This window comes from Acetobacter cerevisiae (assembly GCF_001580535.1).
GTDB classification, from domain to species: Bacteria; Pseudomonadota; Alphaproteobacteria; order Acetobacterales; family Acetobacteraceae; genus Acetobacter; species Acetobacter cerevisiae.
In genome coordinates, this window is the sequence record NZ_LHZA01000157.1 from 232,756 (window position 1) to 257,358 (window position 24,603).

Below are 24,603 nucleotides of genomic sequence, written 5' to 3' on the forward strand. Positions count from 1 at the left end.
CAGGCTTTTAACGCGGCATGAAGCAGGCTGTTTTGTCCTTTTTGCGGGGTGGCGGGTCTGCCCTGCCCGGTTATCGGCTGGCGCTAGGGGTAACCCTTCTCTGGACGGGCTTTTTTATCGTCCTTCCCCTGTGCGCGCTGATCATCCGCCCCTGGCAGGATGGTGTGGGCGCTATGGTCGCGGCAACGCATGACACGCGTATGTTTGCCGCTCTGTGGACCAGTTTTTCCAGTGCCTTTCTGGCAGCCTTACTGAATGTGCCCCTTGGGATGCTGCTGGCGTGGGCGCTTGTGCGCGGGGATTTGCCGGGTCGCAAGATTGCGGATGCGCTGATTGATCTGCCTCTTGCCCTGCCGACCGCCGTATCAGGCATTACACTCGCCACGCTTTACGGCCCGCAGGGCTGGCTTGGCGCCCCCCTCGCAAAGCTTGGTCTGGTGCTGGCTTATAGTCGGACCGGCATTGTGCTGGCTCTGATGTTTGTCGGCCTCCCCTTTGTGGTGCGCACGGTTGAGCCTGTGCTGAAAAACCTGCCGCGCGATATGGAAGAAGCCGCCGTTCTGCTGGGGGCCAGACCCTGGCAGGTGGTCACGCGCGTCGTCATTGCCCCTCTGCTTCCAGCTTTGGTGACAGGCTTTGGTCTGGCCTTTGCGCGGGGCGTTGGGGAATACGGCTCTGTGATCTTCATTGCAGGCAATCAACCCTTCAAGAGTGAAATTGCCCCGCTACTGATTGTCGTCCGCCTTCAGGAATTTGATTACGCGGGAGCCACGGCTATAGCGCTGATCCTGTTGCTCACTTCCCTGCTCGCGCTGGTTCTGGTCAGTCTGGTGCGCAGGCGGTTGTCTGTGTGGGGGGAGCAGAGATGAGAAAATATTCTCTCTGGGTTCTCACATGGGGATTGATTGTTCTGGTGCTGCTTATGCCTCCTGCGGTGGTGGTGGCGGAGGCTCTGAAGAACGGTCTGGCTCCGGCGCTCGCTTCTTTGTCTGACCCCGACGGTCTGGCGGCCATCTGGCTGACGCTGGAGGTTACGGTTGTCTCCGTGCTGGCAAATACCGTTTTTGGGGTGATGGCCGCCTGGGTGCTGACAAAATATCGCTTCCCCGGCCGGTCTGCTCTGCTGGTGCTGGTTGAATTGCCGCTGAGCATTTCCCCGGTTGTGTCGGGCCTTGTCTGGCTCCTGCTGTTTGGTGCTCAGGGCTGGTGGGGGCCTGCGCTGGAGCAGGCAGGTATTCATATCGCCTTTGCCGTGCCCGGTATCATGCTGGCCACCATCTTTGTCACCTTGCCTTATGTGGTCCGCACCCTTGTGCCGCTGATGGAGCAACAGGGGCGCGATGCGGAAGAGGCTGCCATGCTGGCCGGAGCCGGGTTCTGGAATATTCTCTGGCGGGTCACGCTGCCCGGTGCGCGGGTTGCCCTGTTTTCCGGCATTTTGCTCACCACGGCGCGGGCTATGGGGGAGTTTGGCGCGGTTTCCGTCGTGTCCGGCCATATTCCGGGCATGACCGAGACTATGCCGCTGCATATTGAAAGTCTTTATAATGGATACCAGACCGTTGCGGCCTTTAGCATGGCTGCGCTGCTGGCTGGCATGGCGATGATGGCCGTCTTGCTCCGCTCCGCGCCGGAGTGGCTGGCCCGCTGGAAGGAGAAGCAGGCATGAGTGTGCAGGTTGAGCATCTGGTGCGCTATGCACCGGGCAGCACGCGGCGTCTGCTGAATGATGTCTCTCTGGATGTACCAACAGGGGCGTTTGTGGCGCTGGTTGGCCCCTCAGGTGCCGGGAAAACAACCCTGCTCCGGGCTATTGCGGGCTTGGATACGTTTGAGCAGGGCACCTTGCTGCTGGATGGGCAGACGATGGGCAGTATGCGGGACCGTGCCCGCAAGATTGGCTTCGTTTTTCAGAATTACGCCCTGTTCCCGCACATGACGGTGGCAAAAAACATTGCCTTCGGACTGGATGTGCTGCCCCGTTCCGAGCGCCCTTCCCGCTCCGCTATTGCGGCGCGCGTGCAGGAGCTGCTGGACCTTATGCAGATCCCGGACGCCGGAGCGTCCTACCCGGCGCGGCTTTCCGGCGGGCAGCGGCAGCGTGTGGCGCTTGCCCGTGCATTGGCAACGGGGCCTAAGCTTCTGCTGCTGGATGAGCCTTTCGGGGCGCTCGACCCTATTGTGCGGCGCTCCATCCGGACATGGCTGAAAGCCCTGCATGAGCGTCTGGGGCTGACCACCATTCTGGTCACGCATGATCAGGATGAAGCCGTAGAAATAGCAGACCGCATTGTCGTGATGCAGCATGGACAGATTGTGCAGGATGCCACACCGGAAGAACTGAACCGTAACCCGCAGACAGCGTTTGTTATGGAGTTCCTCGGGGAAGCACCGTCTTTTAACGGCATCGTGCAGGATGGTCTGATGGTGCCGGATGAAGCGGGCCTTCTTCCCTTTGCGGTCGATGCGTCTGTTTCCCCCGGCCCGGTCACAGCCATGCTGCGACCTTATGAAATTCAGGTATGCAGTCCTGACGAGCGTTCAGCGCAGGAACCCAGCCTCTCTCTCATTCCGGAGGGAGCGCGGAACGGTTATCGGCATTATAGAGCGCAGCTGGCTGAGCGTTCTGTACCGTTCAGCATTCCTGATTGCACAGAAAATACTGTGGAAATTCAGGCCTCTGGCTTTCTTGATATCAGCCGGGCCCGACTGTTTCGGGATGGAGAACGGTGCAGATAAACGGGGCTCGCTGAACCACAACGTTATTTTATCACGAAATGTCGTGCTTCATTTATGATCACTCAAAACGGCGCGTGGTATATTGATAATATATCACGCATGATGTAATTTCTTTTCCCAAGGATCGTTCCGGAAAGGGATATGCTGTGGATCGCAGAAACAGTCGCCGGGATGCTGAAGGCACCAGCGTCATCACCGCCAATCGTCTTCTGGATGGCCGCATCGTCTGGCTGGCTGCCGATGGCCAGTGGACGACGCTGATTCAGGACGCAAAACTCTATCCCAACAGTGCAGTTGAGGAGGCCTTGAAAGCCCGCAATGCCCGCGCGCAGGAAGAGGCTCTGGTTGGAATTTATGGCGTTCAGGTTACCGAGACGGCGTCTGGCCCGCTCCCTGTCACCAGTCGTGAGCGCATCCGCGCTGCGGGTCCCAGCGTGCATCCTGACTTTACGCCAGACTGGCACGCGCCTCACCCTGCTCCGTACGCCTGAACAGACGATCAAGATTGGCTTTTTCCATGTCTCATTCTCCATCTGCCGCACTGCCCGTCGGGCATTATGCTTACGATGACGTTGACCGCACGTTTCTGAAGCAACGCGTTGCTCAGTTTAAAGATCAGGTTGAACGGCGTCTGTCCGGTGCTCTGACGGAAGAAGAATTCAAGCCGCTCCGGCTGATGAACGGCCTTTATCTTCAGCTGCATGCCTACATGCTGCGGGTCGCCATTCCTTATGGCGTGCTGGATGCGAAGCAGATGCGCACGCTCGCGCATATTGCCCGCACGTATGACCGTGATTACGGGCATTTCACCACCCGCCAGAATATTCAGTTCAACTGGATCCGGCTGGAAGACACGCCGGAAATTCTGAACGTGCTGGCCGATACGGACATGCATGCCATTCAGACCAGCGGGAACTGCATCCGCAACGTGACGGCAGATCAGTTTGCCGGCGCTGCTGCGGATGAAGTGCTGGACCCGCGTGTCTATGCGGAAATTCTGCGGCAGTGGTCTACGCTGCATCCGGAATTTACGTTCCTGCCCCGTAAATTCAAAATCGCTATTTCCGGCAGCCAGCAGGACCGTGTTGCCGCGCGCTTCCACGATATCGGTCTGATTTCGCGTGAGGGCGAAAATGGTCGTCCGGTGTTTGAAGTCTTTGTCGGCGGCGGTCTGGGCCGTACGCCAATTATTGGCGTCAGACTGCGGGATGACCTGCCGGAAGAAGATCTGATTGCGTATCTGGAAGCCGTTCTGCGCGTCTATAACGCGCATGGCCGGCGCGACAACATCTATAAGGCGCGCATCAAGATTCTGGTTCAGGCTCTGGGCACGGAAGAATTCCTTAATCAGGTGAATGCAGAATTTGCCGCCATGGACCGGGCTCGCTACCGGCTACCCGAATCGACCGTTGAGGCAATCCGCGCCCGGTTTGGCGCGCCGGATTTTGCCCCGGCAGGCAATGCGGCGGAAAAACTGGCCGCCCAGCGCAAGGCCGACCGGGCGTTTGATGCATGGGTCCATACCAACACTCATCCGCACAAGCAGTCTGGCTATTGCTCGATTACGATCTCCTGCAAACCGGCTGGCGGTATCCCGGGGGATGTGACCTCGGCGCAGATGGACCTTCTGGCTGATCTGGCGGAACGCTACAGCTTTGGGGAGCTCCGCATCACGCACCTGCAAAATGTAGTGTTGGGCCATGTGCGGCAGGATGCGCTGTATGATGTCTGGCAGGCGCTAGAGAAAAACGGGCTTGGGGAAGCGAACATCGGTTTCATCACTGATATCGTCGCCTGTCCCGGTCTTGATTACTGCGCGCTGGCCAACGCCCGCTCCATCCCCATCGCCCAGAAGCTGAGCTCCCGTTTTGCCAATGCTGATCTCCAGCGGGAAATCGGACCGCTGCGACTGAATATTTCCGGCTGCATCAACGCCTGCGGGCATCATCATGCCGGGCATATTGGCATTCTGGGTGTTGATAAACGCGGCGAGGAAGCCTTCCAGATTACGCTGGGTGGCTCCGCTGGAGATGGCGATGCCTCCATCGGACAAATTCTCGGCTCTGCCATGTCGGAAGATGAAACGGTTGATGCAATCGCCCGGATCATTGATACGTATCTTTCCAGACGAACGGCGGGGGAGCGGTTTATTGAAACGTGCCGCCGTTTAGGCACAGCACCATTCAAGGACGCCGCATATGCCACTGCTTGAGAACGGCCAGATTATTCAGGACACATGGCAGATTGCCGTTGAGGGAGTCTCTCTTCCGGCAGGCGATGTGCTGGTGCCGCTGGCTCGCCTTTCTGAAGGGCTGGGCCGGAATAGCGATGGGCGGCTTGGTGTGGTGCTGAGCTCTGCTGACGAAGTCGAGACTCTGCGGGACGCCCTGCCCCGGCTGGATGTTGTGGCGCTGACCTTCCCGGTGTTCCGGGATGGCCGCCCGTTTACGCAGGCGCGGGCCTTGCGTGAACATCTGCACTTCAAGGGTGAAATTCGGGCTGGCGGGCATGTCCTGCCGGACCAGTATGAATTTCTGCTCCGGTGCGGGGTCACGGCAATAGATTTACCTGGAAGCTCTGATCCCGCTGTCTGGCAGCGGGCGCATGAAGCCTTCACGGTGGCCTATCAGCCTTCCATTCTGAAAGAACAGGCAGAGGGGTTTGCCTTTAGGCGGAGGCTGGCCTAGCGCGGGAGATCTGGCACTGTGGCGCGTCTTCCGCATTCCGCTGGATCTTTCGTTCGAAAAATTCTTGTCAGCACAATCCGGGGCTATCTGGGGCTGACCCTGCGCACTACGCGCTGGACATTTAGTATCGACCCGGAAGCCCGCGAGGTTCTCACCTGTCAGGATGGCCGCACGGCAGTTGTGGCTTTCTGGCATGAGGTTCTGCCGCTCACCCCTGCCTTGTGGTGGTGGGCGGAACCGCAAAACCCTGCCATGCGACTGCACGTGCTTATCAGCCGTAATCGGGATGGGCGCCTGATTGCCGATATTGTTGGAAAATGGCGCATCTGGTCCATTGCGGGCTCTTCCGACACACGGGGTAAAAACAAAGGCGGTGCCGCCGCCCTGCGCCGCATGCGAGCCAGATTGCGGCATGGCGGCATTGTTGCCATTACGCCGGACGGCCCACGCGGCCCACGCAGGCAGGCCCAGCAAGGGGCAACGGCACTGGCTGCTCTTGTCAGAAAGCCGATTGTGCCCGTTGGTGCGACGTGCCGGGGCATCCGCCTGAACTCCTGGGATAAAATGATTTTGCCGCTGCCTTTTGGGCGCGGTCATTTTGTGTGCGGCGCTCCGCTTATTCTCCCGCGTGAGAAAGAGGCGCAGGCCGAACATAGTGCAGACCGGCTGCTGGCCGAGGCGATTACGCAGGTCACGCTGGAAGCTGAGCGGCCATGGGTGGACCATCCGGGCCGCCAGAAGGAAAAAGTCTGGCTTGCTCCGCTATCTCTCCAGCCGTCACGGGTTTGGGGCTGGGTGGCTACGGGGCTTGCCCCTGCCCTGCCTTTCCTGCTGCGCTGGCGGCAGACACGCGGGAAGGAACTGCCGGACCGGGTGCGGGAGAAGATGGGCTTTGCCTCGCACGAGCGCCCGGCAGGCTCACTGGTCTGGTTCCATGCGGCCAGTGTGGGTGAGCTGGTGTCGATTCTGCCGCTCGTGCAGCTCTGTCTGGAGAAAAAACAGGCTCTTACAGTGCTGGTCACAACCGGAACCGTCACGGCGGCACGCTTGTTGCAGCAACGTCTGACGCATCCCCGGCTTATCCATCAGTTTGTGCCGCTGGATGTGCCGCGCTGGGGGCAGCGTTTTCTGGCGCACTGGCGGCCACAGGCTGTGGTTTTTACAGAAAGTGAACTCTGGCCAAACCTGATTGGCCTGTGCCACCGGCAGAATGTGCCTGTGGCCCTCGTCAATGGGCGGATGTCGGAACGCTCTTTCAAAAACTGGGGTAAATTACGCCCTGTTGCCCGGCGGATGCTGGAACGGTTTGCATGGATTGCGGCCCGCTCCCAGGAGGATGCCGAGCGGTTCCGTCAGCTTGGTGCCCGGTCTCTGACGAAAGCAGGCGATCTCAAGACAGCTGCTCCACCTTTGCCGGTGGATCAGGCTGAGTTGCTTGCAGTTCAGCAGCAGCTTGGCGGGCGGCCGGTGTTTTTGGCAGCGTCCACGCATGATGGAGAAGAAGACGCACTCCGGCAGACGGTCCAAACCTTGCGGGCACGTTTTCCGTTCCTTCTCACCATTATCGTGCCGCGTCATCCGGAACGCGGTGCTGCCGTTAGCGCTCTTTTTGGCGGTGCGCCCAGAAGGACTTTGGGGCAAGTTCCTGCGCCGACCGATACCGTATGGGTGTGCGATACACTGGGCGAACTGGGGCTATTTTATCGGCTGGCTGGCATTGTCTTTATCGGCAACAGTCTGCCGGAGGTGCGAACAGGTGGCGGCGGCCATAATCCGTTTGAACCCGCTCGTCTGGACTGTGCGCTCGCGACCGGCCCGCGTGTTCAGAATTTTCAGGAGGCCTTTGCCGTTCTGGGGCAGAGTGTTGCGACCGTTCAAACTGCGGCGGAACTGGCTGAGTGGGTGGGCGCTATGCTGAACGATCCGCGGCGTCGGCAAACCTGTGCAGCACAGGCGCAGGCCGTAGCAACCGCCAATATGGCTCTGCCAGAGCAGTTGTCGGATAAAATTCTGGCGCTTCTGTCATCATGATCCGCCCTCCCCGTTTCTGGTCAGATCCGCAGGCCAGAGTGTTCCCATGGCTGCTTTCCCCGTTGTCGGCGCTGGTGGCAGCCTGTGCGGTGAAGAGGCAGAAGAAACCCGGCTGGAAAGCTCCCGTACCGGTCTTGTGCTGTGGCAACCTCACCACTGGTGGCACAGGGAAAACAACCGTGGTGCTGGATCTCGTGGCCCGGCTGAAAAAGCGGAAGATTGCTGTGCATGCGCTCACACGCGGTTATGGGGGGCGTATCAAAACGACCACACAGGTGGACCTTGCTTGCCATTCAGCCCGAGATGTCGGGGATGAAGCCCTGTTGCTGGCCCAGCAGTGCCCCACATGGGTTGGAGGAGACCGGGCCGCATCCGCTCGCGCAGCCGTAGCGGCAGGTGCCACATGTCTGATTATGGACGATGGCTTTCAGAATCCTGTCCTGCACAAGGATGTGTCTTTTTTGGTGGTGGATGGTGTGGTCGGGCTTGGCAACGGTCATGTTCTGCCTGCCGGACCTCTGCGTGAGTCCCCGGCGGGTGCGTTTGCGCGGGCCTCGGCGGTTTTGCTGATTGGGCCGGATAACACTGGTTTTCTTGAACGCTATGCGGGTGCATTGCCGGATGTTATGCGGGCTGATCTGCAAACCGGAGCGGAAGTGCAAGGGCTCAAAGGCGCGCGGTGCATTGCTTTTGCCGGACTGGGCCGCCCCTCCAAGTTTTTTGACGGATTACGGCAGGCTGGGGTGAACCCGGAGCAGTGTCTCGCTTTTCCAGATCATTATTTTTATAAAGATCGGGATATGACGCATCTTGCTACACAGGCCCGGCAGGCAGACGCACAACTCGTGACGACCCCTAAGGATACGGTCCGGTTTCCTCCCGCTTTCAGAAAACAGCTCAAGACCGTTGATGTCGGACTTGTCTGGCAGAATGAGGCTGCGCCCGAGGCCTTGCTGGACCAGCTTTTAAGCCAGAGGCCCGCATGAGCGCCGCGCGCATAACGCGCCTGATGCGTCTGGAGGCGCGGATTGCTCAGGCGTTGCTGAACCTGTTTTTACGGATGGGGCCTGCGCGGGCATCCAATTTCGCGGGACGGTTCTGTCGGTTCATCGGGCCACTTCTGCCGGTTTCCAAAATAGCAGACAAAAATCTGCAACTGGCCATGCCGGAGCTGAACGCCCCGGAGCGCACCCGGATTGTGCGCGGCGTGTGGGAAAATCTGGGCCGCACGGTGGGCGAACTTCCACATTTATCTCGCTTGCAGGAAAATACCCCCAGCGGGCCGGGTTTTGAGGTTCAGGGGGCTGGGTATCTGGAAGAACAGGCCCGGCGCGGCGGCGCGGTTCTGTTTGTGTCCGGCCATATCGGCAACTGGGAAATGTTGCCGCCCGGCGTCGCCCGGCATGGTACGCCCTTTGCGTCCTTTTATCGGGCAGCAGGTAACCCCCTCATTGATGCCATGATCCGCAACTTGCGGGATACCGCTATGGCCCCCACCCCCATGCCCCTTTTTGCCAAGGGCGCGCGCGGGGCGCGGGAGGCTCTGGCCTATGTCTCCAAAGGGGGCCGGCTGGGCATGCTGGTGGACCAGAAAATGAATGATGGTGTTGAAGCCACATTTTTTGGTCGCCCCGCCATGACAGCACCGGCACTGGCGGCCATGGCCTTGCGCTATCGCTGCGCGGTCATCCCCGGCTATGTGGAGCGGCTTGGCCCGGCCCGTTTGCGGATTGTGGTCGAACCCCCGATGGAACTGCCGGATACGGGCGATAAGAAGCAGGACCTGAGCCTATTGGTGCAGGCAGTGAATGATCGGCTGGAAAGCTGGATCAGGCGAAAGCCGGAAAGTTGGCTCTGGCTGCATCGTCGCTGGCCGAAAGACCTCTACAAAAAGAAAAAATAAACCGATCTGGAGCAGGTGGTGTTTATTTCCTGCGTCGGACATGCTGCACATTCGGCGGGGAGAAAGGCGGTCGCTTCTGCACGGACTTCGGGCTATGATATTATTTTATAATATTTCTTAATCTGGAGCCTGTTGCCCATGTCTTCACCCAGCCCCGCCCTCGCCTATCGTCTTGAAGCTGCTCGGGCTGTGGTGCAGGACGCCGCGCGTCTTGCCATGTCCATGCGTCCCGCCCCCGGTGGCCCGGAAGGCAAGCAGAAGTCGGCGCAGGACTGGCTGACTGAAGCCGATGGTGCCGTGGAAAGCTTTATTGCCCAGCGGATGCAGGCTCTGTTCCCTGATGACGGCTTTCAGGGTGAAGAAGGCGGCGTTGCCCGCGCAGGCAGTCTGCGTTGGGTGGTGGACCCGATTGACGGCACATCCAACTATGCCCGCGGCCGGAACCGCTGGTGTGTGTCTCTTGGCCTTCTGGATGGGGATGAGCCGGTGGCCGGGGTGATCGAGGCGCCTGCTCTGGGCGAGGTTTACACGGCTCTGCGTGGTCAGGGCGCGTTCCTCAACGGCAAACGCATTCAGGCCTCGCCGGTCAAAGACCCGGCCAGCGCCATGATTGAGATGGGCTGGAGCAACCGGGTCCCTAAGCCGGTATTTATGGAAAAAATCGACGCCATCATGGATTTGGGGGCTATGCCCCGCTCCGGTGGGTCGGGCGCACTGGCGCTGGCGGATGTCGCATGCGGGCGGCTGGATGGCTATATCGAAATTGTCATCAATCTGTGGGATGTGGCCGCGGCTCTTCCTCTGCTGGCAGAAGCCGGGGCCTGTGTCTCGCCTTTCCTGAAGGAAGGCGGCCTGACAGGGCCTGCGACAATTTTAGCGGCAAACCCGCATATTGCGCAGGCTCTGTCCTCTGCCGTAGGAATTTCTCTGGATTAAAAGCGGTGGGGTCTGGCCTTCGGGCCATTCTGCCGCCACAAACGAGACGTAAGGCTAGGCCAGTAATTTAGGCCCATAATGGAGACCACCAGAATGCGGTCAGTTTACCGTTTTTCCTCCTTTTCTCTTGCTCTGGGGATGGCAACCGCTCTGAGCTGTGCGCCGCTGCAGGCACGCGCGGCTGACAGTGGGCAGACGCTTGTCGATAAAGCTGCGCTGACGGTGCAGGACATTTTTGTGGGGGCTACGGCGCAAAGCACCGTGGCCGTTAACCTGGGGAAGGCCCGCGCCGTCATGGTGTGTCCTTCCATTTTCCGTATGTCCATTGCCTTTGGTGGGGCTGGAGGCGGCTGTCTGCTGCTGGCCCGAGACGCTCGCGGATCATGGTCAGACCCGGCTTTCTATACGCTCAGCACGGCATCCTTTGGGATTCAGCTGGGTGTGCAGAATTCTCAGGCGATGTTCTTTGTCATGACGGACCGGGGACTACAGGCACTGCTGGATAGCCAGTTCCAGTTTGGGGCCAACGCCGGTGTGTCCTTTGCGACCCTCAGCAGCAATGCCGAGCGCGGCAATGCCGGGGCCAGAAATACGGACATTCTTGTTGCGCAGAAGTCTCAGGGTCTCTTCGCTGGCGCAGCTCTTGGTGGGACCAAACTTACCGTCAACAGCGACGCCAATCGGGCCTATTACAGCCAGAGCGTTGGGCCTGAAGACATTGTTGTTTCCATGCGCGTGAACAACCCGGGTGCTGATCCGCTGCGGAGCGTGCTGACCCGCTACGGAAAAATGGCTCCGGCGACTACCACACCGACAAGCAAGACGGCGGGCGCAGTTCAGCATGCTGCGACAACCGGTGCCGATACGCTCGGGAGTGATGCTATCAGCACGACGGGATCTGGGAGTGTGGGGAGCATCCAGCATGAAAATCTGGCCCCGGTAAAGTAATCACAAGGCGCGGGTAAAACCGCGCCTTTATAACTCCATGCCTCTATTGCTGTGCTGTAGAGGTATGGTCCGCTTGTTTCTTCTGCCGAAAAATCTGCACATTTTTATTGTGCTCTGTCAGGCTGGCCGCAAAGCTATGGCCCCCCTGCCCGTTTGCCACAAAATACAGCATATTTCCTGTAGCCGGATGCGCTGCGGCTTCCAGAGAAGATAAGCCCGGCGAGCAAATTGGCCCCGGAGGCAGGCCTGCGACCATATAGGTATTGTATGGGCTGCTGACCTGAAGATCCGTATGCGTCAACGCTCTGCCCAGAGGAGGTGTGCCATTGGTCAGGGCGTAAATTACGGTCGGGTCCGTTTGCAGCTTCATGCCCTGTTGCAGCCGGTTGATGAAGACGCGTGCCACAAGGGGGCGCTCGGCAGGAAGAGCAGTTTCCTTTTCCACCAGAGACGCCAAAGTCACCAAAGTCTGCTCATCGGGAATTTCCGCCACCGGCGTGCGTTTGTTCCAGACGGTCTGGACAGCTTTGCTCATGGTTGTTTGGGTGCGTTCCAGCAGTATTTTGCGGCTGGTATTGCGCAAATACCCGTAGGTTTCCGGCATGACGCTGCCTTCGGCGGGCAAAGGTGCGTCGTCTTCCAGAAAGGGAGCTGACTGAAGCAGCGCCTGAATCTGATGCGCTGTAAGGCCTTCCGGAATGGTCAGCTTGTGCAGAACCGGATGGGCGTGTCGGATGATATGTAATGCCTCCTGCATGGAGACAAAGGCCGGAAAACGCAATTCAGCCGCGTGAAGCTGTCCGTCTTTCCGCGTGAGTAGAACAGCGGTTAGACAGAGCCGTTCTGTCCAGTATCCGGACTGAAGAACGCCAGCCTGCTGCAATGTATGGATTGTGCTGAGATAGTCGCCATGTGGGATGACAACGTCAGTTTCGTGAGCTAATGGCCCCGGATTTTTATAATCGAGCCATGCTTTAAAGGCTGTTCCCCCTGCCCCTATGAGGAGCAGAAGGAACAAAACCGATAATAACCTGCGCATATCGTCCTTTATCAGACGCGGCGGACAACCAGACTGGCGTTTGTGCCGCCAAAGCCGAAGCTGTTGGACAGAGCAACATTAATCTGCCTCTGCTGCGCCGTATGCGCGACCCGGTCAATTACGCTCTCGCGTGACGGGTTATCAAGGTTAAGCGTGGGAGGAGCCACGTTATCACGCATCGCCAGGATGCAGAAGATGGCTTCAATCGCACCCGCCGCACCAAGCAGATGCCCGGTGGAGGATTTGGTAGAAGACATGGCCAGCGTACGGGCATCATCCCCGAACAGACGTTCGACCGCTTCAAGCTCAAGGTCATCCGCCATGGTGGAGGTGCCGTGTGCGTTGACGTAGCCAACATCAGCGGGTGTAACGCCTGCACTCTTCAGAGCCGAGCGCATGGCGCGGAAAGCCCCATAATGCCCTTCTGATGGTGCCGTAATGTGATAGGCGTCCCCGGACATGCCATAGCCTACGATTTCCGCGTAGATCTTGGCACCTCGGGCCTTGGCGTGTTCGTACTCTTCCAGCACAACCACACCCGAGCCTTCACCCATTACAAAACCGTCGCGGTCTTTATCCCACGGGCGGGAGGCTTTCTGCGGTGTTTCATTAAACCCGGTAGAAAGCGCTCTTGCTGAGCAGAACCCGGCAATGCCCAGCGGGCAGACCGTTGCTTCTGCACCACCTGCGACCATCACATCGGCATCGCCAAACATGATGAGCCGTGCGGCGTCACCAATGGCATGCACACCGGTTGCACAGGCTGTCACCACAGAGTGGTTTGGCCCCTGGAACCCGTATTTGATGGACACATGTCCTGAGACAAGGTTGATGAGGGCTGATGGAATGAAGAAGGGAGAAAGACGCTTGGCGCGGCCTTCATGCACCGTGATGGAGGCGTCATAGATGGTCTGAAGGCCACCAATGCCTGAGCCAATCATCACGCCTGTGGCGCATTTATCTTCTTCAGTCTGAGGCTTCCAGCCGGAATCCTCCACAGCTTCAGTCGCTGCGACCAGTCCCATGTGAATGAAACGGTCCATCTTGCGCTGGTCTTTGACCGAGATCCAGTCAGAAAGCGTCAGCTTTCCTTCAGAAGTCGGTCCTTCCGGCACCTGTCCGGCAACCTGCGCCGGCAGATCGCTGGGGTCAAAATGCGTGATTCTTTCAATCCCGCTTTCCCCTGCGATCAGACGTGACCATACGTTTTCGACACCGAGGCCCAGAGGACCCACCATGCCCATACCGGTGACGACGACGCGTCTCCGGCCCGAATTTGCTCCGGCCGACTGCAACAAACCAGCCCGCTCCCCGCTTGAATCTGTCTGGCCCCTCAAGGAGTGAGGGACCTTATATTAGTCTGCAAAAAGAAGACGGCCTAAATTAGGCAGCTTTCTGCTTCTCGATGTAGTCAATCGCGTCTTTAACCGTGGCGATCTTCTCAGCAGCGTCTTCCGGAATCTCGACGTTGAAAGCTTCTTCGAAAGCCATCACGAGTTCAACGGTATCAAGGCTGTCTGCGCCCAGGTCGTCGATGAACGACGCTTCCGGCGTGACCTTGCTTTCCTCGACGCCGAGATGCTCGACCACAATTTTCTTAACCTTGTCAGCGATTTCGCTCATCTGTCTCTGCTTCCTATGTGCCCTGGAAAAGCGGGCAAGTTATCTAGGCGCTTAAGTCTGCCAGTTTGCCTGTTGCAGGTAAGGCTGAGCATGTCGCTCTTTCCTCTCCCACGCAACAGGGTTGCGGGCGCTTAGCACGTTTTTCCGGTTCACGCCAACATGAACCGGTTAACTGTGTTCCGGACAGGTGCATCCAGACCATTTACGGAGCCTGTCTGCCACATCCGGAAACAATTTGCACGACCTGTTGAAGCAATAGCTTCCCGGACGTGTTTATACCATAGCCATACCGCCATTAACATGCAGTGTGGAGCCTGTAACCCACCCGGCTTCTTCCGAGCACAGATACAGCACAGCAGAGGCCACATCTTCCGGTTTGCCAAGGCGGCCCAGCGGGATGGCGCTGGTCAGTTTTTCTTTCTGCGCGTCAGGCAGCACATCAGTCATCGGGGTGACAATAAAGCCCGGTGCCACAACATTGACTGTGACACCGCGAGAACCCGCTTCCTGTGCCAGAGATTTGCTCATGCCCACCATCCCCGCTTTGGCTGCGGAATAGTTAGCCTGCCCGGCATTGCCGGTTGTGCCGACGACGGAAGCAATATTCACAATGCGGCCGGCACGGCGACGCAGCATGCCTTTCAGGGCGGCGCGGCACAGGCGGAACGGGGAAGAGAGGTCCACATTCAGAACCTGATCCCAGTCCTGATCTTTCATGCGCAGGGCGAGCGTATCACGCGTCAGGCCAGCATTGTTGATCAGAATATCCAGTGGGGCTCCGGCAACGTCTTCGGCCTTGCCGACCAGCGCATCAGCTTCAGCTGCTTCGGACAGGTTGGCCGTGACATAAAATGCCCGTTCGCCGCCCAGCTCCTTGACCTGCTCCTGCAGCACGGCTTCCCGCGTGCCGGACAAGATGACTGTAGCCCCCTGAGCATGCAGGGTAGCGGCAATCGCCCGCCCGATGCCACCGGAAGCACCCGTGACCAGAGCAGTTTTTCCATCAAGCCTGAACATAGTCTTTTATTCCGTTGTTTTTAAAAAGATTTCAGGAGAGTTTCGATATCTGCTGGTGTGCCAACAGAGCTAGTGGAAACTTCGGGATCAATGCGACGAACGAGGCCTGACAGCACTTTGCCTGCACCGATTTCCACAAACGTATCGACACCCATGCTCGTCATGGCTTCCACGCTTTCGCGCCAGCGGACACGGCCTGTCACCTGTTTTGTCAGGGCCTGACGAATCGCATCCGGGTCGCTCACCTTCTCAGCGGTTACGTTGGCAATAACCGGCACGATCGGAGACGCGATGTCTGCGTTGGCCAGCGCTTCGGCCATCACATCTTCTGCCGGGCGCATCAGTGAGGAATGGAACGGAGCAGACACCGGCAGTTTGACGGCGCGCTTGATCTTCATTTCCTTGGCGAGCGCAATGGCGTTGTCAATTGCTGCCATGGTACCGGAAATAACAATCTGGCCACCACCGTTATCGTTGGCGATTTCCAGAACACCGCCCTGTGCGGCTTTTTCACAGATTTCCTGCGTCTGAGCGAGCGTTGCGCCAATCAGAGCGGCCATGCTGCCCTCACCTGCCGGCACAGCTTTCTGCATGGCCAGACCGCGTGTGCGCAGTAAACGAGCAGCTTCTGTTACACCAAAGGCACGGCCTGCGGCCAGAGCGGCATATTCCCCAAGGGAATGCCCGGCCAGCAGTGTCACTTTCCCGGCCAGATCCAGACCGCCCTGCTCTTCCAGAACGCACAGCACAGCCATGGAAACAGCCATCAGAGCCGGTTGCGCATTTTCCGTGCTGGTCAGAGCCTCCATCGGCCCTTCAAAAATGGTTTTGGAGAGCTTTTCGCCCAGTGCTTCGTCGACTTCTTCAAACACGGCGCGTGCTGAAGGAAAGGCAGCGGCGAGGTCAGCCCCCATGCCAACGGACTGGCTACCCTGCCCCGGAAAAATAAAAGCGTAAACAGCCATAATACCTACTGTTTCAAGAGGTTCTTCAAGCCTGTCAGGCTGAAATCAGATCAAACGCAGTTCATGGAGTGCTGTTTGAAAGGAGAGGCATGAAAGATACGCTGCCCGTGCTCAGCGCACAATACGCCAGCACAAGACCAGAAAAGCATCCCACAGGCTGGCAAGAACTTCATGCCCGATGCGCAGGCCAGTTCGAAACACGCTCTTCCGCCCGGTTGCCGGGAATGGAAACGGCACGGCCTGCACGGACCATCCAGCCAGACGCATCAGCAAAAGGCAGCGCGGCATGTGGTATGTGCTTGTGGCCAATGCGAGAGTTTGATCTGCAAGGCCCTGTTTTTTCAGGATTTTTGTGCAGTTTACAACGGAGTCAAATGTATCCGTCGCAGCATGGTCTTCAAGGATAGCCTCAGGGGAAGCGCCGGCCTCCAGAAGCAATCTGCGCATGACGGTCGCTTCCGTCAAACCCTTGCGGGGCACGCCACCGGTTACAAGGTAGAGCGGCGCGTTCTGCTTCACTCCAAACTGCACAGCGGCCAGCACCCTATGCTGTAAGGCTGGCGATGGCGTGCCGTCAGCCCGGAGTGCCGCTCCGAAAATGAGAATTGGCGTCACCGCCTGCCTATGGGTCTTGCTTGCCGATGTTTCAGGCGTACGCATCATGCGGGCGGCAGCAGAAGCACGCGGTTCAGGCGTTCCAGCGTATGAAAGGTTTCCTGCCAGACTGTGCGGAATTTGTTTTCCGGCACACCGCGTGCTGCGAGAATGGCGGCCAGATCGCCCACGGTGCGCTCCCCATCAATAAGCGGCAGAAGGCCACGCGCCTGCGGCGGCAAAGGAATGGGCACAACCAGCGTCCCGAATGCGAACGGCAGCGTGTGGTCCGGTCGCATCTGTTTAGCCAGCTCAATGCCTGGAATTTCCCGCATGATCGGCACCGCATCAAATGAGGATGCATCGGCTCGCGTGACGCTCGTGCCTTTGCGCACAACATACGCCACATGGGTTGCCATGTTCCCTGTCAGAGATTCCGCAACCATGGCCTGCTCCCGTGCGGGGAGCTGCGCAATGCGTGCCCGCACCTTCGGGTCCGGCAGAAACAGAGCCGGATCATAGCGCGCTGGTTCCATCAGGCAGGAAGCTTCGAGCCCGGCCCCGTCAAGCAGATCCAGAAAGGCGCCGACCGTGTAAGCGCGATCTCTGGGGTTGAGGAGCAGGTCATAGAGGCCAGCATCCCCACCGCTCAGATGGTCTCCAAAATTTCCATTTTGTCGCAGCCATGCCGTGGCCGGCAGGTGACGCATCACGCGCTTGGCCATATCCAGCCGGGTGGCTGGTTTTTCATCAAAAGGAGCAAGCTCTTCCAGAGCATCCTGCAACATATAAACGCCGGTGCGGCCATATGGGGCATAGACCATTAGCCCCATGCCGCCACCGGGCGCGAGGGCGGCTTCCAGTCCGGCAAGGGCTGCATCTGGATCAGGTAAATGATGCAGAACACCGCAGCAATCGATGTAATCGAACAGCCCGAGATCAAGCGTATTCAATGCGGTCAGAGAGCCTTCCACAAAGCGGATATTGTTCAGGTCGCGCACTTGGGCGCGGGCTTGCGCAATGGACAGAGCGTGGCGGGAACGATCGACGCAGACGACTTCTCCCGGCCTGCCTGCCCGCGCCATCTGGGTGGCCAGCATAATGGCCCCGTCCCCTGTGCCGCATCCGGCAATCAGGGCGCGGAGTGGCTGGCTGCGGGGGCGTTGCGCCCCGAACACCCAGTAATCAATTTCGCGCAGATGGCTCGGGCTGCCAATCAGCAGCCGTTTGGCCTCATCCTGGGGATTTCGCTCGGGGTAAGGATACGCTTCATACTGCGCCGCCAGTTCAGTATCCCGCGTGTCGGTGCTGGTGTGGTCTGTCATGCGCAGTCTCCCCTTTAGCGCGGCAACAGTTTACCTCGCTGCCAGGACTCGGCAGCTTCATCCGCTGTCAGGCCTTCTGTGCGCATGGCGAAATCCATGGCACTGATCACTTTCACACTCAGCATCAGTTCATCCAGTTCATCCTGCAAATCCTGATCCATGTCGTCAGCAAGACCGGGACGCATCAGCATGCGGGCTTCCTGCTCTTTTCCCATGCTGCCCTTAGGGTCGGACAGGATGCGGAAGCCGCCCTGATGAAACAGGAAGCAAGGCTGGATGAGCGGCATGAGGATGCACTCTTTACTGTTCAATGCTGCCGTAATGGAGGCCAGAGCTTCCTCATCTGGAAGGACGTTAAGGGTAAATCCTGCGTCTGCCAGCGCGTAATCTGCAAGCATCTGCTCAACATGCTTTTGGAGAGATGCCGGGGTGATGATGGTGCGGGAAAGTTCTGGCCCGCCCTGCGCGACGTCGCTCAGAGAGACAACAGGCCCCTCCTCGCGCGAGATGCAGCAGCATGCGCTGGGCTGGAACAGCTTTCCAAGGGGGGTGACGCCCGGTGCCAGCAGGTCAGATTCTTCCGGCAACCATGCTGAAACGTAAAGATCGACTTCACCATTTTTGAGCATGTCTGCCAGAGCAGCTTTCGGGCCGATGACAATCTCCGGCTCCACATCATTCGCTTCCAGAACCCGGATGATAGCCGCCGCTGTCGCCTCATGAACTGTTGAGTCTGGGTGGGCGAGAGTTATCGTCGTCATATCATCTTCCTTAAGGTCAGGCTTGCAGGTCTTGCTGAGACCTTGCAGCAGGAGAAGAGCGGATGTGCAATCCCTGAAATCGCTTTACTGCTCTTCTTGTGGCACGCAGCGCCACCCTGATGCCATGTTGCGACAAGGAGAGACGCCAATAAAAAACACCCTGATGCGGGCGCATCAGAGTGTTACAGAAAAAGACCGTGTTTGAGGAGAAAGCGCGGCGGTATGGGGCCACTTTTTATGTCATGCCGCCACAATTTTCTCCGGGCGGGGCAGTACCGGGCGCACCATGTGCAGGGCGTCCGCAAAAGAGCGGAACTGGCCCAGAACGTTTTCCCGAATAGCGTCCATCACCACCCAGCTGTTCCCGCGGGAGTAGATTTTGTAGGCAGGGTCTGCAGTTTCCCGCACCCAGATCAGAACGTAGCCAGAAGATACGCCAGCCTGCCGCTGCTCGACGGAAAAGATGTCGGCATCACAGACGCCCATCGGGTGTCCGGCATGAACCCAGCGGGACAGGTATTCCCGGTGGCCCGACAAGATTTCCATCTGGAACGGGATAACATTGCTGACAGATGAGGCATCATTCTTACGCGGCATCAGAATTTCCATTTCCATCGAACACCAGAGGGTCTTTCTGTGTTCAAATGTAAAAGGACGGTTTCCTTAACGCCAAGCTAAAACGTGGATCTGCGCCTCAGAATGAGGCAGAAACTTCATAAAGTTGCGCAAAAACCACAAAAAAAGAACAATTACAGAAAATTAATGCCTATTTTTTAAGCAATTGTTCTTTTTGTGATCACTCTCCTTAGAATTTCGCTGAAACCATGAGCGACCCGTAGTTGAAGAGGCCTGATTTTGCGCCATCAAACTGCTGAGTCTGCCAGACCTGGCTGTAGGACACGCGGAGGCCATAGAACATGACCGCAAGGCCTGCGTGAATTTCGCCCACATCCCATTTCTTGTTCACGTGCAGGGAATTGCCGCGCATGGTGTTGCCTTCGAGGGACGCATCATACGCCACGGCCTCACCAGTCACCCCGCCAAAGAAGTACCAGGCAACGGGGCGTGTCGCCTTATAGGCATCTGTACCATCGGTGCCGGCGGCCTGAATGGTCGGCACACCAAAGTCACTATCAAGCCCCTGCCCGAAGCGGATCATGTCGCTGATTTTGCCGTAGATCTGGTAATCACCAATCGCGGCGGCAGCTGAGGGCAGCGTATCAAACTGGACCGGGCCAAGGTTGACCAGCGGCAGACGCCAGGTCCGCCCACCCTGCACCTGAAAAATAGGCTGGTTTTGGAGCTGATGCTTCCAGCCCTGATTTTTGGTGTCCCCAATGGCGCCATGGAAGCCATTCTGAAGCTGACGCCCCAGGCCAGCTGGCCCCATCACACCGCCCTGAATGCCAAACACGCTGCGTGTCGTGTCTGTATCATTAATCAGGTTGATGGTGCCCAGCAGAAGGCTGGAATACGGACGGTCCCGCAGAAGGCTTGATTGCTGCTGCCCGGGGGCCCACGGGCTGCCGGACTGCGTATCACGCGGGGTGAAGATCATCTGTTGCAGGCCCATGCTGATGCGCTGCACCCCATTGCCCCAGATTGCCTTGTTGATGGCGGCAATGGGTGTGGGGAGCGTATCGGTGCCAGACGTCCAGTTCAGCCGCAGGCCACTGGTATAGTACTGGTCAGACGTGCCTTTCAGGGTGGAAACGGCGTCGTTTTCTCCCTGCAGAGTCCAAGTGCCCTGCTTGTCCTGCAAGGGCGTTGCATGCGCAGAGCGAGAAGCAAGAGCGCTACCAGCCAGCATAAGGGTTGCGGCAGCAATATACCTCACGTGGGGTAATTTCATGACGGCGGACATAGCTTTCCTCTCGTTCTGCCAATGCAGAGTCAGTTTTATTTTCTTTAGTTGATTACGCTGCAACAAGAAACCCTGATTCCCAGCTATCCGCTTTGCAGGATGTTCAGTCAGCCTCTATTTACGCTTTGATTGTCACAAAAATGTTATAGCTTGGAAAAGAGATGAAACCCGGCCCGATTTCATGCTTTTCTATAGCGACGCCACACCCGGTATGGTAAGCCATGATTGGGTGTGGTTGCAGACCACTCTGCCCATTTTTCAATATCTGGAGAAGCAAATGCCTTCTCCATGCTCCAGGATCAAGACCGTTGAGAAGTAACAGGACCGACCGCAGCTCTCGTTCTCCGCGCCGCGGCGGATTTGACGATGATTTTATGTCAACGCCTTCCTATGGCGAACGCCCCGCTTTTGGCGGTGGTGACCGTGGCGGATACGCTCCGCGCAGACCCGCAGGAGGTGGCGGCCCGCAGGTTATCGCTTCCGGTCCGGAAATCGGAGCGACTGTTAAATGGTTCAACAGCGAAAAAGGCTTCGGCTTTGTTGAACTGTCTGATGGTTCCGGCGATGTCTTCCTGCATGCCAATGCCCTGTCCCAGGCTGGTCACGACGGCGTAAGCCCCGGTGCCACTCTGTCCGTGCGCATCGGTCAGGGTCCGAAGGGCCGTCAGGTTGCAGAAGTCATTTCCGTTGACGAAAGCACAGCTCAGCCGGAACGCCCGCGTGCTCCCGGTGGCTTTGGTGGTGCACCGCGCGCTGGTGGTTTTGGTGGTCGCGCTCCGCGTCCGGCCGCGGATCTTTCCTCTGCTGAAGAAGTGCGCGGTACCGTAAAATGGTACAATGCGACCAAAGGCTTCGGCTTCATCACGCCTGATGGCGGCGGCAAGGACATCTTTGTTCACGCCTCTGCTCTGGAGCGCTCTGGTCTGGCTAGCCTCAACGAAGGTCAGGTCACGAATGTAAAGGTTGTTCAGGGTCAGAAAGGCCCGGAAGCCGCTGCAATCGACGCAGACTAAGTTTTATACAAACCGTATAAAACGAGAAAACCCCGCCTTGTGCGGGGTTTTTTTATGCCTGCCTCTTGGGTAGGTGGAGCTTGCTGCTTCCCAAGGAGAGAGGCGCGGGGCTTAGTAGTCTCCGCGCCCTTTGTTGCGTAGCAGTCTGGCCTTGTCTCTCTGCCAGTCCCGATCCGCAATCGCATGGCGCTTGTCCACGCTCTTTTTGCCTTCACCCAAGCCGAGTGTCACTTTCGCACAGCCACGAGCGTTGAAGTGAATGTCCAGCGGAACCAGCGTCGCCCCTTCCCGCGCAACAGCACCAAGAAATTTCTCAATCTGCTTGCGGTGCAGGAGCAGCTTGCGCGGTGCGCGTGTATCGAAGCGAGACAGAACGCCCCCTTGATATTCCGGGATATAGCTATTGAGCAGCCATAACTCCCCATCGCGTTCCGCAGCAAAGGCTTCAGCAATCGTCGCCCGGCCCATACGCAGGCTTTTGACCTCAGCCCCTTTCAGGACCAGACCTGCCTCAATGGTTTCCGTAATGGTGTAGTTGAAGCGCGCCTTGCGGTTTTGTGCGGCAATACCATGAGAAATCATGGTCGCCTTTGCTGGTTTCTTTGCCATGGCTTAGTTCAGCAGCCCGACATCAATCAGCGCCGCTTTGACCAGTCGGCGTGAAGGTTCGGTGAGCGGTGCCAGCGGCAGGCGGCAGGTTTCTCCGGCCAGACCCAGAAGGCTGGCTGCATATTTAACCGGTGCCGGATTGCTTTCACAGAACAGAGCGTCATGCAGCGGCAGGAGCTTATCTTGTGTGGCGATGGCGTCTGCTACGCGACCTGCCTGCCAGTCGGCCTGAACACGAGCGCAGAGAGCTGGAGCGACGTTGGAGGTTACGCTGATGCAGCCGTCACCCCCTGCTGCGAGGAAGGAGACGGCCGTCCCATCTTCACCAGAAAGCTGATTGAAAGGCTTGCTGATGGCGCGGCGCACCTGCAGTGGGCGCAGCAGATTGGCCGTGGCATCTTTCACACCAATAATATTGGTATGGCGTGCCAGTCGGGCCATCGTTTCCACGCTGATATCAATCACCGAGCGGCCCGGAATGTTATACAGCACGACCGGAATGGAAATTGCGTCCGCAACGGCCATGAAGTGCCGATAAAGGCCTTCCTGTGTCGGCTTGTTATAGTACGGCGTGACGACCAGCACCGCAGAAGCCCCGGCTTTTTCAGCGTGACGCGCCAGATCAACCGCCTCACTCGTGCTGTTGGAGCCTGCGCCTGCAATCACGGGCGCGCGGCCAGCAGAAACCTTGATGGCGCGTTCGATAACTTCGTGATGCTCCTGATGCGACAGGGTCGGGCTTTCCCCCGTGGTCCCCATGGCGCAGAGGGCGGATGTGCCTTCTTCAATCTGCCAGTTCACCAGATGTTCAAAGGACGTGAAATCCAGACTGCCATCCCGGTTCATCGGGGTGATCAGAGCGGTAATGGAGCCTGTAAAGCGTGTGTCTGACATGAGCTGTCGTCTATCCCGAAATGGCGTCTGCGTGCCCTGAAGTCTGGTCTTCAGAGGGAGCGCCGGTCATGTGCCGCCGGAAAGGCGACTGCGTGTATACGCCCAGAATTTCGGCGTTCTCGGCAAAAAATTCAAGTTCTGACAAAGCTTTGCCCAGCCGGTCTTCTTCCGGATGGCCTTCTACGTCCATCAGGAAGCGTGTTGCGGCAAAGCTTCCGCCTGTCATGTAGCTTTCCAGCCGCGTCATGTTCAGGCCGTTGGTGGCAAAACCTCCCAGCACCTTATAGAGCGCACCGGGAATATTTTTGACGTTAAAAATCAACGTCGTCATCACATGCGGGGTGCCGCAGGCGGGGCGCTCCGCCGTGCGGGAGGCGATGTAGAAGCGCGTGGTGTTGTGCTTCGCATCTTCCACGTTTTTGAGCAGAATTTCCAGACCGTTCAGCTCTGCTGCCAGTTCGGAGGCGACTGCGGCTTCCTCTTTTTTGCCCCACAGTGCTACCAGCTCTGCCGCACCTGCCGTATCAAACTCCGTAACCGGCGTCAGGCCACGCTCACGCAACAGATTGCAGATCTGCCCCATGGCGACGGGATGCGTATGGACGCGCTTGATATCTTCCAGTCTGGCACCGGGAACGCCCAGCAGGCAGTGTTCAATGCGCTGAAAATGTTCCCCGACAATATGCAGGCCCGAGGCCGGCAGCAGTGTGTGAATATCCGGCACGCGCCCTGCCAGACTATTCTCACAGGCCAGCATGGCCAGATCCGCGCGGCCGGTATGAACAGCCTCTATGGCCCCGGCAAAAGTCTTGCAGGGTAGCGTGCGCCAGCCGGGTTTAACTGTGCGACATGCGAGGTCGGAATAGGCGCCCAGGGCCCCCTGAAAGGCGATGATCTTATCAGTCATTGCGTGTGTCATGCCTTGAAATGCTGCCGGGCCCGTTCCAGGTCCGCCGGGGTATCCACACCAAAGGGGGCTGCGTCAATGCGTGCACAGCCAATGCGCATCCCGGCTTCCAGAGCGCGAAGCTGCTCCAGTTTCTCGCGGCGTTCAAGGCCCGATTCCGGCAAGGATACAAAACGTTTCAGCGCTTCCCGTCGCCAGCCGTAAACACCGACATGGTGCCACAGCACCCCCTCGCCCCACGGAATCGGGGTGCGGGAGAAATACAGGGCCGGAGCGCAGGGTGTATCTGCGTCAAAATGGCAGGCAACCTTAACTACGGACGCAGCCAGTTTTTCGTCTTCCGAGAGGACCGGAGCTACCAGCGTGCCAATATCGAAGGCCGGGTTAGGCATCACGCGCATTACGGCACGGAGATCATCCGGGGAAAACGTCGGCAGATCTCCCTGCAAATTGATAATCACATCGTGCTCGCCCTCAGGGTCAAGCTCTTGTGCTGCCTGCCAGACTCTATCTGAGCCCGATGGAAGGTCCGGGTCTGTCAGCACGGCGCGACCGCCAGCCTGTGTCACCACATCACAAATTTCCTGATCCGCCGCAGCAACGGCAACGGGGCCGACATCCGCAGCAATCGCGGCATCCAGAACCCGCAGAACCATAGCGCGTCCGGCAATATCGGCCAGTGGTTTGCCGGGCAGGCGTGTGGAGGCAAGCCGGGCGGGGATGATGACAAGCGGGGAGATCATCAGCT

Annotated in this window: 26 protein-coding genes; 12 read left to right on the forward strand and 14 right to left on the reverse strand. The window is 58.3% G+C overall.

Annotated elements, in window-relative coordinates; translation table 11 throughout:
* Positions 1-17 precede the first annotated feature (17 nt).
* The 11 genes from cysT (at position 18) to AD928_RS13985 (ending at position 11,244) form a co-directional block, all read left to right on the forward strand.
* Positions 18-869: a sulfate ABC transporter permease subunit CysT gene (gene cysT, locus AD928_RS13935; protein ID WP_062251113.1), complete on the forward strand. Its 852-nt coding sequence runs from the start codon at positions 18-20 to the stop codon at positions 867-869.
* Positions 866-1,669 (forward strand): sulfate ABC transporter permease, encoded by an 804-nt coding sequence (locus AD928_RS13940; RefSeq protein ID WP_062251114.1) that lies wholly within the window; start codon positions 866-868, stop codon positions 1,667-1,669. Before cysT ends, AD928_RS13940 begins: the two co-directional genes overlap by 4 nt.
* Entirely contained in the window at positions 1,666-2,739 is a 1,074-nt protein-coding gene (locus AD928_RS13945; RefSeq protein ID WP_062251115.1) for a sulfate/molybdate ABC transporter ATP-binding protein, read from the forward strand. The genes AD928_RS13940 and AD928_RS13945 overlap by 4 nt, the downstream gene beginning before the upstream one ends.
* Before the next feature lie 146 nt (positions 2,740-2,885).
* Positions 2,886-3,230, forward strand: a complete 345-nt coding sequence (locus AD928_RS13950; RefSeq protein WP_062251116.1) for a DUF2849 domain-containing protein — start codon at positions 2,886-2,888, stop codon at positions 3,228-3,230.
* A gap of 26 nt (positions 3,231-3,256) precedes the next feature.
* Positions 3,257-4,951 carry a nitrite/sulfite reductase gene (locus AD928_RS13955; protein ID WP_062251117.1) on the forward strand — a complete coding sequence of 565 codons (1,695 nt, stop codon included), beginning with the start codon at positions 3,257-3,259 and terminating at the stop codon, positions 4,949-4,951.
* On the forward strand, positions 4,938-5,426 hold the full coding sequence (locus AD928_RS13960) for a DUF934 domain-containing protein (protein ID WP_062251118.1): 489 nt from the start codon (positions 4,938-4,940) through the stop codon (positions 5,424-5,426). The genes AD928_RS13955 and AD928_RS13960 overlap by 14 nt, the downstream gene beginning before the upstream one ends.
* An 18-nt stretch (positions 5,427-5,444) precedes the next feature.
* A complete protein-coding gene (locus tag AD928_RS13965; RefSeq protein ID WP_062251119.1) occupies positions 5,445-7,457 on the forward strand; it encodes a glycosyltransferase N-terminal domain-containing protein in 2,013 nt (670 codons plus the stop codon).
* Complete coding sequence (gene lpxK, locus AD928_RS13970; protein WP_373320551.1) at positions 7,457-8,443, forward strand: tetraacyldisaccharide 4'-kinase; 987 nt, start codon at positions 7,457-7,459, stop codon at positions 8,441-8,443. The genes AD928_RS13965 and lpxK overlap by 1 nt, the downstream gene beginning before the upstream one ends.
* Positions 8,440-9,360 carry a lysophospholipid acyltransferase family protein gene (locus AD928_RS13975; protein WP_062251121.1) on the forward strand — a complete coding sequence of 307 codons (921 nt, stop codon included), beginning with the start codon at positions 8,440-8,442 and terminating at the stop codon, positions 9,358-9,360. Before lpxK ends, AD928_RS13975 begins: the two co-directional genes overlap by 4 nt.
* A gap of 138 nt (positions 9,361-9,498) precedes the next feature.
* On the forward strand, positions 9,499-10,296 hold the full coding sequence (locus AD928_RS13980) for an inositol monophosphatase family protein (protein WP_061503144.1): 798 nt from the start codon (positions 9,499-9,501) through the stop codon (positions 10,294-10,296).
* Positions 10,297-10,389: 93 nt separating this feature from the next.
* On the forward strand, positions 10,390-11,244 hold the full coding sequence (locus tag AD928_RS13985) for a lipid-binding SYLF domain-containing protein (RefSeq protein ID WP_082779913.1): 855 nt from the start codon (positions 10,390-10,392) through the stop codon (positions 11,242-11,244).
* Positions 11,245-11,287: 43 nt separating this feature from the next.
* Here AD928_RS13985 and mltG read toward each other — a convergent pair whose 3' ends face one another.
* The 10 genes from mltG to AD928_RS14035 form a co-directional block, all read right to left on the reverse strand.
* Complete coding sequence (mltG, locus tag AD928_RS13990; RefSeq protein WP_062251123.1) at positions 11,288-12,283, reverse strand: endolytic transglycosylase MltG; 996 nt, start codon at positions 12,281-12,283, stop codon at positions 11,288-11,290.
* Between the two features lie 11 nt (positions 12,284-12,294).
* On the reverse strand, positions 12,295-13,581 hold the full coding sequence (gene fabF, locus AD928_RS13995) for a beta-ketoacyl-ACP synthase II (protein ID WP_082779480.1): 1,287 nt from the start codon (positions 13,579-13,581) through the stop codon (positions 12,295-12,297).
* A gap of 85 nt (positions 13,582-13,666) precedes the next feature.
* Entirely contained in the window at positions 13,667-13,906 is a 240-nt protein-coding gene (locus AD928_RS14000; RefSeq protein ID WP_006557907.1) for an acyl carrier protein, read from the reverse strand.
* Positions 13,907-14,179: 273 nt separating this feature from the next.
* A complete protein-coding gene (fabG, locus tag AD928_RS14005; RefSeq protein WP_062251124.1) occupies positions 14,180-14,923 on the reverse strand; it encodes a 3-oxoacyl-[acyl-carrier-protein] reductase in 744 nt (247 codons plus the stop codon).
* Between the two features lie 20 nt (positions 14,924-14,943).
* The gene (gene fabD / locus AD928_RS14010; protein WP_062251125.1) at positions 14,944-15,888 is read right to left on the reverse strand and encodes an ACP S-malonyltransferase; all 945 of its coding nucleotides are present in this window, start codon (positions 15,886-15,888) and stop codon (positions 14,944-14,946) included.
* Between the two features lie 111 nt (positions 15,889-15,999).
* Complete coding sequence (locus AD928_RS14015) at positions 16,000-16,551, reverse strand: YdcF family protein (protein WP_233420079.1); 552 nt, start codon at positions 16,549-16,551, stop codon at positions 16,000-16,002.
* Positions 16,548-17,807: a class I SAM-dependent methyltransferase gene (locus tag AD928_RS14020; RefSeq protein ID WP_062251127.1), complete on the reverse strand. Its 1,260-nt coding sequence runs from the start codon at positions 17,805-17,807 to the stop codon at positions 16,548-16,550. The genes AD928_RS14015 and AD928_RS14020 overlap by 4 nt, the downstream gene beginning before the upstream one ends.
* Before the next feature lie 14 nt (positions 17,808-17,821).
* Complete coding sequence (locus AD928_RS14025) at positions 17,822-18,568, reverse strand: glycine betaine ABC transporter substrate-binding protein (RefSeq protein ID WP_062251128.1); 747 nt, start codon at positions 18,566-18,568, stop codon at positions 17,822-17,824.
* 240 nt (positions 18,569-18,808) lie between these two features.
* On the reverse strand, positions 18,809-19,183 hold the full coding sequence (locus tag AD928_RS14030; RefSeq protein WP_231866173.1) for a hypothetical protein: 375 nt from the start codon (positions 19,181-19,183) through the stop codon (positions 18,809-18,811).
* A gap of 190 nt (positions 19,184-19,373) precedes the next feature.
* Positions 19,374-20,420 (reverse strand): lipid A deacylase LpxR family protein, encoded by a 1,047-nt coding sequence (locus AD928_RS14035; protein WP_156470213.1) that lies wholly within the window; start codon positions 20,418-20,420, stop codon positions 19,374-19,376.
* 320 nt (positions 20,421-20,740) lie between these two features.
* Between AD928_RS14035 and AD928_RS15325 the strand changes: the two genes are divergently transcribed.
* Positions 20,741-21,445 carry a cold-shock protein gene (locus tag AD928_RS15325; protein ID WP_082779910.1) on the forward strand — a complete coding sequence of 235 codons (705 nt, stop codon included), beginning with the start codon at positions 20,741-20,743 and terminating at the stop codon, positions 21,443-21,445.
* 111 nt (positions 21,446-21,556) lie between these two features.
* On the opposite strand, the gene smpB is transcribed toward AD928_RS15325, so the two are convergent.
* Genes smpB through AD928_RS14060 form a run of 4 tightly spaced genes read right to left on the reverse strand, consistent with a single transcriptional unit; the run spans position 21,557 to position 24,598 of the window.
* A complete protein-coding gene (smpB, locus tag AD928_RS14045) occupies positions 21,557-22,054 on the reverse strand; it encodes an SsrA-binding protein SmpB (protein WP_062140253.1) in 498 nt (165 codons plus the stop codon).
* A 3-nt stretch (positions 22,055-22,057) separates the two neighbouring features.
* A complete protein-coding gene (gene dapA, locus AD928_RS14050; RefSeq protein WP_062251130.1) occupies positions 22,058-22,948 on the reverse strand; it encodes a 4-hydroxy-tetrahydrodipicolinate synthase in 891 nt (296 codons plus the stop codon).
* Positions 22,949-22,958: 10 nt separating this feature from the next.
* Entirely contained in the window at positions 22,959-23,855 is an 897-nt protein-coding gene (locus tag AD928_RS14055) for a prephenate dehydratase (RefSeq protein ID WP_062251131.1), read from the reverse strand.
* Positions 23,856-23,863: 8 nt separating this feature from the next.
* Entirely contained in the window at positions 23,864-24,598 is a 735-nt protein-coding gene (locus AD928_RS14060; protein WP_062251132.1) for a 3-deoxy-manno-octulosonate cytidylyltransferase, read from the reverse strand.
* Between the last annotated feature and the right edge of the window lie 5 nt (positions 24,599-24,603).